The following is an 11,659-nucleotide window of genomic DNA, read 5'->3' on the forward strand; positions in this document are numbered from 1 at the left end:
ACTGAAAGGCGCCGACGGCCCGTGAACGCTAGGCGATCACGACGAGAAGATCACCAGCCTCGCATTGCTGCGTTGCGGGAATCGCCCGACGCTGCACGACGCCGGCCACGGGTGTGGTGATGGCGGCTTCCATCTTCATGGCCTCAATCGTGGCAACCGACTGACCCGCCTCAACCCGATCGCCTTCTGCGACGTGAAGTGTCACAACTCCCATGAAGGGCGCGGCGATGTGACCGGGTTGAGAGTGGTCAGCTTTCTCGGCACTCGCCGCATCAACGGCAATGCTCCGGTCGCGCACCGTGATCGGACGCAGTTGCCCGTTGAGAGTAGCCATGACGTTACGCATGCCCTTCTCGTCGGGCTCTCCGATTGCTTCGAGACTCACGAGCAGGCTGACGCCCTGTTCGATTTCGATGGAGTGCTCAACGCCGGGACGCAGGCCGTACAAGTAGTCGGGTGTCGCGAGAACCGACAGATCGCCATACTGCTCGCGCACTTGCAAGAACTGCTGCGTCGGCTGCGGAAAGAGCAACTGGTTGAGAACCAGTCGTCGCTCATCGGTGCTTCCGCCGAGTTTCGCGCGCTGATCATCAGTGAGCGGGGTCGTGCCGATCTTGACGGTGCGGCCCTCGAGCACTTTGCTGCGGAACGGCTCTGGCCATCCACCAGGAAGATCGCCCAGTTCACCGGCCATGAAGCCAATGACCGAGTCAGGGATGTCGTAGTTCTGGGGGTTGGCCTCGAAATCGGCGGGGTCTGCGCCCGCAGCGGCCATCTGCAGTGCCAGGTCTCCGACGACTTTCGACGATGGCGTCACCTTCGTCGGGCGACCGAGAATGCGGTTGGCTGCGGCGTACCAGTCTTCGATGACCTCGAAACGGTCACCGAGGCCCAGCGCGATGGCTTGCTGACGGAGATTCGAGAGCTGACCGCCCGGGATCTCGTGGGTGTACACGCGGCCTGTGGGGCCAGGGATGCCCGACTCAAAGGGCGCGTACGCCCGACGAACGGCCTCCCAGTACGGCTCGAGGTCAGCCACCGGCCCGAGACCCAACCCAGTGTCGCGTTCGGTGTGTTCGAGAGCCGCGACAAGAGCCGACAGCGACGGTTGAGAGGTCGTGCCCGCCATCGGAGCGCTCGCGGCGTCAACGGCGTCGGCGCCTGCCCTCGACGCCGCCAAGAGCGTGGCCAGCTGGCCTCCTGCCGTGTCGTGCGTATGCACGTGCACGGGAAGGTCAAAACGCTCGCGCAGGGCGGTCACGAGCTTCTCGGCCGCACCGGCACGCAACAGACCCGCCATGTCTTTCAGGGCGAGAATGTGTGCTCCTGATTCGACGATCTGCTCAGCGAGTCGCAGGTAGTAGTCGAGTGTGTACAGGTCTTCTGCCGGGTCAAGCAGGTTGCCCGAGTAGCACATGCCCACTTCGGCGATCGTGGTTCCCGTTGCGAGAACCGCGTCAATCGCGGGGCGCATTTGGTCAACGTCGTTGAGGGCATCGAAGATGCGGAAGATGTCGATGCCTGTTGCGGCGGCTTCTGCCACGAAGGCGTCGGTGACCTCTGTCGGGTACGGGGTGTAGCCCACGGTGTTGCGCCCGCGGAGCAACATCTGGATCGCGACGTTCGGGAGCGCTTCGCGCATGGCCGCGAGTCGCTGCCACGGGTCTTCACCGAGGAAGCGGAGGGCGACGTCGTAGGTTGCGCCTCCCCAGGCTTCGACGCTCAACAGCCCGGGGGTGAGTCGAGCGACATGAGGCAGAACGGCGACGAGGTCAGTCGTGCGCACACGCGTGGCCAGCAGCGACTGGTGTGCATCACGGAACGTCGTATCGGTCACGGCAAGGGCCGTCTGCTGACGAAGTGCAGTGGCAAACCCCTCGGGCCCGAGCGCAAGCAGGCGCTGGCGCGAGCCCTCGGGCGCGGCAACCGACAGGTCAACAGCCGGCAGCTTAAGGGCGGGGTCGATAACCCCGTCTCCGGCGCCATTCGGCTGGTTGACCGTGACATCGGCGAGCCACGCCAGCACTTTGGTGCCGCGGTCTTTTGACGGACTCGTGCGCACGAGGTGGGGTCGCTCATCGATAAACGACGTGCTCAAGTCGCCCGCTTGGAAAGCGGGGTCATCGAGCACGGCCTGCAAGAACGGAATGTTCGTTGTCACGCCACGAATGCGGAACTCGGCGAGCCCGCGGCGAGCTCGTGACACCGCAGAGGCAAAGTCGCGACCGCGGCACGTCATCTTCGCGAGCATCGAGTCGAAGTGCGGAGAGATCTGGGCGCCGGACGCGATGGTGCCGCCGTCGAGGCGCACACCGGCTCCACCCGGCGAGCGGTAGGTCGTGATCTTGCCGGTGTCGGGGCGGAAACCGCTCGCCGGATCTTCCGTCGTGATGCGGCATTGCAGCGCGGCCCCACGAAGGTGAATCTGTTCTTGCGTGAGGCCCAACTCGGCGAGCGTTTGCCCGTAGGCGATGCGCATTTGCGACTGAACCAGATCGACATCGGTGACCTCTTCGGTCACGGTGTGTTCGACCTGGATGCGCGGGTTCATTTCAATGAAGACGTGCTGGCCCGCTCGCTCACCAGCGGTGTCGAGCAAGAATTCGACGGTTCCGGCATTCACATAGCCGATCGACTTCGCGAACGCCACGGCATCGCGATACATCTGCTGGCGTGTCTCTTCATCGAGATTCGGAGCGGGAGCAATCTCAATGACCTTTTGGTGCCGTCGCTGAACCGAGCAGTCGCGTTCAAACAAGTGAACGGTCTCACCGGTCGCATCCGCAAGAATCTGCACTTCGATGTGACGCGGGCGAACCACTGCTTGTTCAACAAACATCGTGGGGTCGCCAAAAGCGCTGTCGGCTTCGCGCATGGCTGCCTCGAGGGCCGCCTTGAGATCGTCGCGTTTGTCAACACGACGCATCCCGCGCCCACCGCCCCCGGCGACGGCCTTGGCAAAGATCGGGAATCCAATCTCATCGGCGGCATCGAGCAAGACCTGCATGTCGGTCGTTGCGGGGCTGGACTTCAACACCGGCACGCCCGCAGCGATCGCTCGCTCTTTTGCCGTGACCTTGTTGCCCGCCATTTCCAGCACCGAACGGGGCGGCCCGATAAAGGCGATACCGGCATCGGCGGCGGCTTGCGCCAAGTCGGGATTCTCACTCAGGAATCCGTAACCGGGGTAGATCGCGTCGGCACCCGAGAGCTTCGCCACGCGAATAATCTCGGCGACGTCAAGGTAAGCACGCACCGGGTGGCCCGGCTCGCCGATCTGGTATGCCTCGTCGGCCTTGAGTCGGTGCATGGAGTTGCGGTCTTCATAGGGGAAAACGGCAACGGTCTTCGCGCCCAGTTCGTACGCAGCACGAAAAGCGCGGATCGCGATCTCTCCGCGGTTGGCAACAAGGATCTTCCGAAACATCGTGTCCTCTCGGAATCGGCCCGGGTTGGGGGTCGACATGGCTCCGGTGGTGGCGGGCAGAGGTCGGTGCGCATGCGCGCTTCTCCACACTAGTGAAGGTAGGGTCGTTACTCGTGCACGTACTGAGCATCAGCTCTCTCAAGGGGGGCGTGGGCAAAACAACGGTGACGCTAGGTCTGGCGTCAGCGGCCTTCTCTCGCGGTCTGCGCACGCTCGTTGTCGATCTTGATCCTCAATCTGACGCATCGACGGGTATGGACATCCAGGTGGCTGGCCACCTCACGGTCGCTGATGTTCTGGCTGCCCCGAAAGAACGCACCGTGCGCCAGGCAATCGCGCCGAGCGGGTGGACGCGCGGGCGGCCTGGCACGGTCGACGTCATGATCGGTAGCCCAAGTGCCATCAATTTCGATGGCCCGCACCCGAGCATCCGTGAAATTTGGAAACTCGAAGAAGCGCTCGCTCACGTCGAGGCCGACTACGACCTCGTGCTCGTCGACTGCGCTCCGTCTCTCAACGCATTGACGCGCACCGCGTGGGCCGCGAGCGATCGCGTCGTCGTCGTCACCGAGCCCGGCCTGTTCTCGGTCGCTGCGGCTGACCGCGCCTTGCGCGCCATCGAAGAGATTCGCCGAGGACTCTCACCGCGACTGCAACCGCTCGGCATCATCGTCAACCGCGCGCGTATTCAGTCGCTTGAACACCAGTTCCGCATCAAAGAACTGCGAGACATGTTTGGGCCGCTCGTGCTTGCCCCGCAGCTTCCGGAACGCACCGCACTGCAGCAGGCACAGGGTGCCGCGAAGCCGGTGCATGTCTGGCCGGGCGACAGCGCGCAAGAAATGGCGCGAAACTTCGACCAGTTGCTCGAGCGGATCATGCGCGCCGCCAAGATGGGCGAGTTTTCCAACCTCTAAAGCGTGCGCGCTCGACGGCGTCGACTCGCGAGACGGTCGCTTATGCGCCCGTCATCAGTCGGGATCGGCCCGCTGCGACGAGAATCTATGACGCGCGCGTCGCGCGACGTGCCGCGAGCTCGTCACTCGGGTCCACCGCAGGCGTCGAGTCGAGAGCGACAAGCGAGCTCTCAACTTCGCGCAAGACCTTGCCGACCGCGATTCCGAACACTCCCTGACCGCGACTGACGAGGTCGATCACTTCGTCATCGCTCGTGCACAGGTAAACACTCGCGCCATCGCTCATGAGCGTCGTCTGGGCGAGGTCATTGACTCCCGCTTCACGCAATTGATTGACGGCCGTTCGAATTTGCTGCAGCGAAATACCGGTGTCGAGAAGTCGCTTCACCAGCTTGAGTACGAGGATGTCGCGAAAGCCATAGAGCCGCTGCGTTCCCGATCCGGCGGCGCCTCGCACCGTAGGTTCAACGAGTTCAGTGCGCGCCCAGTAATCCAGTTGGCGGTAGGAGATACCGGCGGCCCGGGCCGCGACAGCGCCACGGTAACCGGCCTGGTCGTCGAGCTCGGGCATTCCGTCGGTGAAGAGCAACCCGAGGTCGTAACGGTCGTCAGCGTCGGTCATGACCCCTACCTAACCTTCATCATTAACGTGACAGTTGGTGCCACGTCGTTCAGAGTAGCGAGCCGCCTCACGTCGATCGGAGACATTCGCTCGAACACCTCGGCGTGTCGGGCCCGACTACGACTGTAGCTTGCCGAGTGCCGATCGGATGAGACTCGAGCGAACGACTTCAAGCTGCCCCGCAATCTCACGGGCAAGTTCAGCGGCCTTGGCGCGACTCGACGGGTCGTTGCGTCGCGAAACCGGTATGAGTGCGCTCTCGATGAGACCAAGTTCTCGCTCAGCGGCCGCGCGGAAGCCTCGCAAGTGGCGCGGTTCGATGCCGGAACGCTGCAATTCGGCAAGCGCCCTCAGCACCTGCAACGCATCATCGCCATAGGTGTCGGCCGCGCTCAGCAACGACGCGGAAATCGCATCGGTCAACAACGACGGCGTAGCACCAGCCTCGCGAACGAGCTCGGCCCGTGAGTATCGGCGTTCGGTCACCAGGATCGAACTGGGCACGACACCACTCGCCATAAACGCGGGAGTGCGACCCGCCTCGATCTCATCGAGATAACCGCGGATCACCTTGAGACGCAGAAAGTGGTCACGCTGCATCGTCAAGATGAACCGCAGCCGATCGACGTCGGCGGGAGAGAACTTGCGGTACCCCGACTCTGTTCGCACGGGCGAGACAAGCTGCTGCTCTTCAAGAAACCGCAGCTTCGACGGTGTCAGGTCAGGAAACTCGGGTGTGAGCTTGGCGAGCACCTGCCCAATGCTCAAGAGCCCACCCGCAGACGACGGTCGCGACGAGGCGGCAGCAGACCGCGCCACCATCAGGCGACCGACGGAAGGTCGATGCGCGATGCGTAGAACGTGAGGTGGAACTTGCCGACCTGCACCTCACACCCGTCTGTCAAAGACACGGTGTCACCGATGCGCTCCCCCGCCATGAACGTGCCGTTGAGCGAGCCCAAGTCGCGAACGGAGAAGCTCGTGCCGCTGCGAAGAAAAGCTGCGTGCTTGCGCGACACCGTTACGTCGTCAAGAAAAATGTCGGCGTCGGGATGCCGGCCGGCAACGGTCACGTCGGCATCGAGCAAGAACCGGGCACCGGCGTTGGGCCCGGTTCGAACGATGAGAAGGGCAGAACCCGAGGGCAACGCCCCAATGACGTCGTGCTCTTCGGGAGTGACTCCGGCTTCGAGCGCTGCCAATTGCGCGGCGAACTCAGGCCCGTAGTGCACCGTGGTTTCGTGCGGGCGGTAGGCGCCCGGCTCGGCGCCGTGGTGCTCGTCGGGCGTGGTCTCAACCATCCGTCGTCCTCCTTTGAACGCCCAGCGTATCTGATGCACCAGAGGCCGTTTGCGACGAATGATGCGTCAGAGCGTAGGTCTGGCGGAGGTACAGGATGCCTGCCCACCAATACAGGAAGGCACCCCACAGAGTGAAGGCCCACCCCAGCGGATCACTGACCGACTGGATTGCCGGAAACGCTTGCCCAAACACCAGCAGCGGAAGCGCATAGAACAGCGCAAAGGTGGCAACTTTGCCAAGGTGGTGAACCGGGAGCGGGCCATAGCCGTGGCGCGCGAGCACGATTCCGAGAATCGCGAGAAAGACATCGCGGCCCACGATCACCACGACGACCCACCAGGGCACAACATTGCGCACGGCCAACGCGATCACCGCGGCAAAGATAAACAGCCGGTCAGCTGCGGGGTCGAGCAGCTGGCCGAGCTTGGTCACTTGTGAGAATCGACGGGCGATGATCCCGTCGAGAAAGTCGCTCAGGCTCGACACCACGATCACGATGAGCGCCGCGAGGTCAAGACCAGCGAGCACCAACACCAGAAAGACCGGTACCAAAAGGATGCGCAGGGCACTTAGCGCGTTCGGCACCGTCAACACGCGGTCGCTGATGACCGCTGGAGCGTGATCGGGAGTGCTCTGCGGCTGCGACACGAGTGCGAGTCTAGTGAGGCATGGACGCGCGTGCGGAGGGCATCCGGCACTAGCCTGTAGCCCATGGACACCGTCGTCATTGTTCTCGGCATCGCTGCCGGCGTCAGCCTGTTTACCTGGGTCGCGTCACTGCTCACCGGTGACCACTCGTGGGTTGACCGAATCTGGTCGATTGTTCCGATCGTTTACGTCGCCGTGTTCTGGGCAGGAACGGGATTCACCGACCCGCGGCTCACGATCATGACGGTGCTGGTGACCCTCTGGGGCGCCCGATTGACGTTCAACTTCGCGCGTAAGGGCGGCTACAGCGGTGTCGAAGACTACCGCTGGCCCATTCTGCGTGAGCGGATGACGGCCGGGCAGTTCCAGGTGTTCAACCTGCTGTTCATCGTCCTCTTCCAAAACGGGCTGTTGCTGCTGATCGCGCTTCCCGCTCTCGTCGCGTACGAGAACCAGAGCGTTCCTGTCGGCCCTCTCGACTTGGCACTCGCGGCGCTCTTCCTCGCCTTCTTGATCGGCGAGTTTGTCGCTGACCAGCAACAGTGGAACTTCCACCAGGGAAAGAAGGCCGCGATAGCGGCTGGCCACACTCCCGACCAGCAGTTTGTGACGACGGGACTGTGGCGCTTCAGCCGTCACCCGAACTTCTTCTTCGAGCAGGCGCAGTGGTGGGTTCTCTACGCGATGGGCGCCGCAGCCCTCGGGTCCGCCCTGCACTGGACGATCATCGGCCCGGTGTTGCTCACGGCACTCTTCATTGGTTCGACGCGATTCACCGAAGAGATCACCCTGAGCAAATACCCGGAGTATGCGGACTACCAACGCCGCACTTCGATGTTGATTCCGTGGATTCCCCGAGAGGGCCGCGCCGCTGCGGCAGATGCTCCCGCTGCCTGATTAGCATCGCTCGCATGTCGTGCATTCGCTTCAACACGCCTGCTCAGCGTCGCCAGTTGGCCGACTCGGCACCCGCAATGGTGACGTCAGACGATCCGGTCGCACAGTTCTTGTCGCCGGCCATTACCGCGTCGAAGGTCTCGCGCATCCGTCGACTGGCGAGTGACCCCAACCCGAAGATTCGCGAGAGTGCAGCTCTGTCGTACCACGCTCCCCTCGAGGTGTATGAAGCACTCTCACACGACGCTGACCCCGGCGTGCGGGCATGCCTGGCCAAAAACGAGCACGTGCCGTGCGACATCTTGCGGCGTCTCGCGAGCGACCCCGACGAGCGCGTGCGCGGGTTCGTGGCGCTCAACTACTTCGTGCCGGCCGACGCCATGCAGGCTCTTGCCGACGACCCCAGCGCCGTCGTGCGGGGCCTCGTTGACTGGAAGGCCTCGCTGGCGGCAGAAAACGAGCGAGCCGACGCTGACCTCGTCAGCGCCGTCGTCTAGTCGCGCGAGCGGAACTGGCCAGCCGTTCCCACGCGATCGGGAAGCACGCGCGCGAGGCCCGCGATGACGCGATAGCGAAGAGTCGGAATCACGACCGAGCGCCCGCGATCGATCCCCCGCAGCGCAAGCCGAACGAGGTTCGGTGCGCGCAACCACAAAAACTCGGGAATGCCCTCGGTGCTGACCTTCATGCGGTCATGAAACTCGGTGCGCACAAAACCGGGGCACACGGCGGTGACGCATACACCTCGTCGGCGATACACAAGGTTCGCCCCGCGGGCGAACATGACAGCCCAGGCCTTGGCCGCCGAATACGTGCCGCGCGGCGTGAACGCGGCAACACTGGCGATGAGCACGATGCGTCCGTGCCCGCGGGCAACCATGCCCCGCAGTGCCGTTTGCGTGAGTTGCAATGGCACGGTGACGTGAATGTCGAGGTGTCGCTTTTCGACGTCGAACGAGTTCTCATCGAGTTCGCCACGGATGCCGTACCCCGCAGTGTTGACCAGCAGGTCAATCGGCCGTTCGTCGGCGGCGAGGCGTCGGTCGACGGCGGCAAGCCCCTCGGCCGTGAGCAGGTCGGCCGGGATCGCCTCGACGTGCACGCCGAACTCGTCGTGCAGCGCGAGCGCCGTAGCCGCAAGCCGGTCGGCGTCGCGCGCAACGATCACGAGATCGGTTGCGCGAGCGGCGAGTTGGCGAGCGAACTCGGCACCGATTCCGGCTGTTGCGCCCGTGATGAGAGCAGTAGGCATGACGACACGCTACCCGGCGGGCCTGACGGGAACCCCGAGGCAGGCGATGACTCGTACGCTGATGCCATGAGCCCAGCATCCGCGCCCGCCGGAGTGCGGGTCGATGCCTACGCGTGGGCAATTCGGCTGTATGCGACACGCTCTGCCGCGACCGCCGCGTGCAAAGCCGGCCACATCAAGGTCAACGACGTATCGGCAAAGCCCGCCCAGGTGGTGCGCATCGGCGACCGTGTGCGCGCCCTGACCCCCGGTGGTGAGCGCATTGTCGTCGTCACCGGACTCATCACGAAACGCACGAGTGCCCCCCTCGCGGCCCTCAACTTCGATGACCAGACTCCCCCACCACCGCCGAAAGAAGAGCGCCCGGCGACCGTGGTCCGCGAACGCGGGGCTGGCCGACCGACCAAGCGTGACCGTCGGCAGATCGAACGCCTGCGCGGGCGAGAACCGCGCGCTGACGACCTCGCCTGACGAGCGCCGTGCGGGCCGCGGTGCGGGCTCGCACGGCGAGCATCCCTAGGCCAAATTGAGCGCCGCGAGCGACTGGCGAATGGTCTCAGCGGAGGCGTGCAACAGTCGCTCTTCATCGGCCGAGAAGGGCACATCGATGACACGTGACACACCCTCGGCCCCGATGATGCTCGGCACCGACAGGGCCACGCCGCTGACTCCGCGATAGTCATCGAGCACCGAACTGACGGGCAGCACGGCGCCTTCGTCATTGAGCACCGCCTCGACGATGCGGGCTCCGGAGAGGCCGATGGCGTAGTTGGTTGCTCCCTTTCCGGCGATGACCTTATAGGCCGCCGTCTTGACCTCGTACGCGATCTGGTCAAGCTCTTCAACCGTGATGAGTTCGCCGCGGTCATCGACCCACTCGCGCACGGGAATCGGCCCGATGCGGCACTGCGACCAGAGGGCAAACTCGCTGTCTCCGTGTTCGCCCACGATCATGGCGTGCACGCTCGAGGCGGTAACGCCCACCCGTTCGGCGAGGCGCCACTTGAGACGTGAGCTGTCGAGCACGGTGCCACTCGAGAAGACGCGGCCCGCCGGAAGTCCACTGAAGCGCTGAGCGGCCACCGCGAGAACGTCGCAGGGATTCGTCACGAGCACGTACACCGCATCGGGCGCTCGCTCGATGAGTTCGGGCATGAGCGTTTCGAGAATGCCGACATTGACTCCGGCGAGGTCGAGTCGACTCTGGCCAGGGTGCTGCTTCGCCCCTGCCGTCACCACCACGATGTTCGCACCGGCAACAACGTCGAGGTCGGCACTGCCGCGAATGGTGCTCGACCCCGTGAATGGCGTGCCATGCGCCAGATCGAGCACTTCTGCCTCAACGCGCGCGGCATCGATGTCGTAGAGCACAACCTCACGCGCAGAGCCTCGAATGAGCGATGCGTAGGCAAGCGACGAGCCGACGGCTCCTGCTCCGATGATGGCCAGGCGGGAATTCTCGTGAACGGTCATGTGCTCAGACTGTCGGAGTCATGCTCACGGCACCAGGGCCGTTCGTCCCGCGAACGACGAAGGTCGACCGTTCAGCGCGCAGACGGCCTCGTGACCTAGCATCGGGAACATGAGCGACGACGCAGCACCGAGCACAATTCCCGTCGGTGGAATGCCCACCCGTTCGGGATCTGTCGCTCGGGTGTTGCTGTTGAGCGCCCTCGTGTCGCTCGCGATCATGGGCCTCGCGTTTCAGCTCGGCGTCGGCGACACCGTTTTCGCACGGCCCGGCGAATTGATGCTGCTCTACATCGATGTGGCCCCGGTGCTGTGGTTCGCAGCGGCCGCGGTTTTGCTCTCGGTGCTGCGCTGGCAATCCATCGACCAACGCTTTCGCTGGGTGTTTCTCGTGGCGATCGTCGCGGTGATCGTTTCGCTCGTCGTGCGACTCACCGTGCTTCAACAGTCGGTCATCGTCGCTCTGCTCGAACCATTCACGGTCGGCTTTCTCGCCGTTGTCGGGGCGGCGATCCTCTTCACGCGCACGCGCGTGCGTCGGCTCGCGCGCGGCACCGAGGCCGGCATCACGATCACGGGCATTGGCCTCGGCTTCGCGGTCGTCGGGCTCGGCATCGCCATCGGTGCATTGCGCGTCGCACTAGCTGGCCCACCCGGTCCGCCCGGCGCGGTGACGCGGTACATCGAGACCTCGCCGACAACCGGGTTGCTCGTCGCCGCCACGATGCTCATGATCGCCGGGCTCTTTTGGCTCACTGACCGAACGCGGAACCGATGAACACTGCACGCCCCGTCATTCTCGACGTCGACACGGGAGTCGACGATGCTCTCGCGATTCTGCTCGCCGTGCGTCATCCGGTTGTCGACGTGCGGGCGATCACGTGCACGGGCGGCAATGCGCCGCTCGCTCAGGTCGTGACCAACACGCTTCGGGTGCTGGATGCGGCCGGGGCCGGCAGCATCCCGGTTGCCGCCGGGGCGCACCGCCCTCTGCTCGAAGAGCCGCAGCACGCCGCCTCGATTCATGGAGCCGACGGCCTGGCCGACCTCGGACTCCCCGACTCGGCCCGCACGCCCGAACCCGTGCACGCGGTCGAGCTCCTGCGACGCACACTTGCCGCGTC

The 11,659-nt window shown here is 64.4% G+C and carries 13 protein-coding genes; 6 read left to right on the forward strand and 7 right to left on the reverse strand.

All coding sequences use genetic code 11. The features are described 5' to 3' along the window. Positions 1 to 28 precede the first annotated feature (28 nt). Complete coding sequence (locus SFU54_RS10030; protein WP_319016132.1) at positions 29 to 3,427, reverse strand: pyruvate carboxylase; 3,399 nt, start codon at positions 3,425 to 3,427, stop codon at positions 29 to 31. Between the two features lie 113 nt (positions 3,428 to 3,540). Between SFU54_RS10030 and SFU54_RS10035 the strand changes: the two genes are divergently transcribed. Then, positions 3,541 to 4,344, forward strand: a complete 804-nt coding sequence (locus SFU54_RS10035) for a ParA family protein (RefSeq protein WP_319016133.1) — start codon at positions 3,541 to 3,543, stop codon at positions 4,342 to 4,344. 85 nt (positions 4,345 to 4,429) lie between these two features. On the opposite strand, the gene SFU54_RS10040 is transcribed toward SFU54_RS10035, so the two are convergent. The 4 genes from SFU54_RS10040 to SFU54_RS10055 form a co-directional block, all read right to left on the reverse strand. Beyond that, positions 4,430 to 4,966: a MerR family transcriptional regulator gene (locus tag SFU54_RS10040; RefSeq protein ID WP_319016134.1), complete on the reverse strand. Its 537-nt coding sequence runs from the start codon at positions 4,964 to 4,966 to the stop codon at positions 4,430 to 4,432. 117 nt (positions 4,967 to 5,083) lie between these two features. Further along, complete coding sequence (locus tag SFU54_RS10045) at positions 5,084 to 5,788, reverse strand: MerR family transcriptional regulator (protein WP_319016135.1); 705 nt, start codon at positions 5,786 to 5,788, stop codon at positions 5,084 to 5,086. Then, complete coding sequence (locus SFU54_RS10050; protein ID WP_319016136.1) at positions 5,788 to 6,267, reverse strand: FHA domain-containing protein; 480 nt, start codon at positions 6,265 to 6,267, stop codon at positions 5,788 to 5,790. The genes SFU54_RS10045 and SFU54_RS10050 overlap by 1 nt, the downstream gene beginning before the upstream one ends. Further along, positions 6,260 to 6,916, reverse strand: coding sequence for a CDP-alcohol phosphatidyltransferase family protein (locus SFU54_RS10055; RefSeq protein WP_319016137.1), 657 nt, complete (start codon positions 6,914 to 6,916; stop codon positions 6,260 to 6,262). Before SFU54_RS10055 ends, SFU54_RS10050 begins: the two co-directional genes overlap by 8 nt. 63 nt (positions 6,917 to 6,979) lie before the next feature. Between SFU54_RS10055 and SFU54_RS10060 the strand changes: the two genes are divergently transcribed. After that, positions 6,980 to 7,813: a DUF1295 domain-containing protein gene (locus SFU54_RS10060; protein ID WP_319016138.1), complete on the forward strand. Its 834-nt coding sequence runs from the start codon at positions 6,980 to 6,982 to the stop codon at positions 7,811 to 7,813. 14 nt (positions 7,814 to 7,827) lie between these two features. Beyond that, a complete protein-coding gene (locus SFU54_RS10065) occupies positions 7,828 to 8,310 on the forward strand; it encodes a hypothetical protein (protein ID WP_319016139.1) in 483 nt (160 codons plus the stop codon). Here the strand turns inward: SFU54_RS10065 and SFU54_RS10070 are convergent. After that, complete coding sequence (locus SFU54_RS10070; protein ID WP_319016140.1) at positions 8,307 to 9,065, reverse strand: SDR family NAD(P)-dependent oxidoreductase; 759 nt, start codon at positions 9,063 to 9,065, stop codon at positions 8,307 to 8,309. The genes SFU54_RS10065 and SFU54_RS10070 overlap by 4 nt on opposite strands. Before the next feature lie 66 nt (positions 9,066 to 9,131). Between SFU54_RS10070 and SFU54_RS10075 the strand changes: the two genes are divergently transcribed. Continuing rightward, positions 9,132 to 9,536 carry an RNA-binding S4 domain-containing protein gene (locus SFU54_RS10075; RefSeq protein ID WP_319016141.1) on the forward strand — a complete coding sequence of 135 codons (405 nt, stop codon included), beginning with the start codon at positions 9,132 to 9,134 and terminating at the stop codon, positions 9,534 to 9,536. A gap of 45 nt (positions 9,537 to 9,581) precedes the next feature. Here SFU54_RS10075 and SFU54_RS10080 read toward each other — a convergent pair whose 3' ends face one another. Continuing rightward, positions 9,582 to 10,538 (reverse strand): L-lactate dehydrogenase, encoded by a 957-nt coding sequence (locus tag SFU54_RS10080; RefSeq protein ID WP_319016142.1) that lies wholly within the window; start codon positions 10,536 to 10,538, stop codon positions 9,582 to 9,584. A 109-nt stretch (positions 10,539 to 10,647) separates the two neighbouring features. Between SFU54_RS10080 and SFU54_RS10085 the strand changes: the two genes are divergently transcribed. Beyond that, positions 10,648 to 11,313, forward strand: coding sequence for a hypothetical protein (locus SFU54_RS10085; RefSeq protein ID WP_319016143.1), 666 nt, complete (start codon positions 10,648 to 10,650; stop codon positions 11,311 to 11,313). Beyond that, the coding region (locus SFU54_RS10090) for a nucleoside hydrolase (RefSeq protein WP_319016144.1) at positions 11,310 to 11,659 on the forward strand (350 nt) is incomplete at its 3' end. The genes SFU54_RS10085 and SFU54_RS10090, both read left to right, overlap by 4 nt.

The sequence above is a fragment of the Microcella sp. genome (genome assembly GCF_033763155.1).
In the GTDB taxonomy this organism is placed as follows: domain Bacteria; phylum Actinomycetota; class Actinomycetes; order Actinomycetales; family Microbacteriaceae; genus Microcella.

Bases quoted from the DNA above. Each gene is read 5' to 3' on its own strand.
- SFU54_RS10070 (WP_319016140.1), bottom strand. From the start codon at position 9,065: ATGCCTACTGCTCTCATCACGGGCGCAACAGCCGGAATCGGTGCCGAG.
- SFU54_RS10030 (WP_319016132.1), bottom strand. From the start codon at position 3,427: ATGTTTCGGAAGATCCTTGTTGCCAACCGCGGAGAGATCGCGATCCGC.
- SFU54_RS10085 (WP_319016143.1), top strand. From the start codon at position 10,648: ATGAGCGACGACGCAGCACCGAGCACAATTCCCGTCGGTGGAATGCCC.
- SFU54_RS10045 (WP_319016135.1), bottom strand. From the start codon at position 5,788: ATGGTGGCGCGGTCTGCTGCCGCCTCGTCGCGACCGTCGTCTGCGGGT.
- SFU54_RS10075 (WP_319016141.1), top strand. From the start codon at position 9,132: ATGAGCCCAGCATCCGCGCCCGCCGGAGTGCGGGTCGATGCCTACGCG.
- SFU54_RS10040 (WP_319016134.1), bottom strand. From the start codon at position 4,966: ATGACCGACGCTGACGACCGTTACGACCTCGGGTTGCTCTTCACCGAC.
- SFU54_RS10050 (WP_319016136.1), bottom strand. From the start codon at position 6,267: ATGGTTGAGACCACGCCCGACGAGCACCACGGCGCCGAGCCGGGCGCC.
- SFU54_RS10060 (WP_319016138.1), top strand. From the start codon at position 6,980: ATGGACACCGTCGTCATTGTTCTCGGCATCGCTGCCGGCGTCAGCCTG.
- SFU54_RS10080 (WP_319016142.1), bottom strand. From the start codon at position 10,538: ATGACCGTTCACGAGAATTCCCGCCTGGCCATCATCGGAGCAGGAGCC.
- SFU54_RS10065 (WP_319016139.1), top strand. From the start codon at position 7,828: ATGTCGTGCATTCGCTTCAACACGCCTGCTCAGCGTCGCCAGTTGGCC.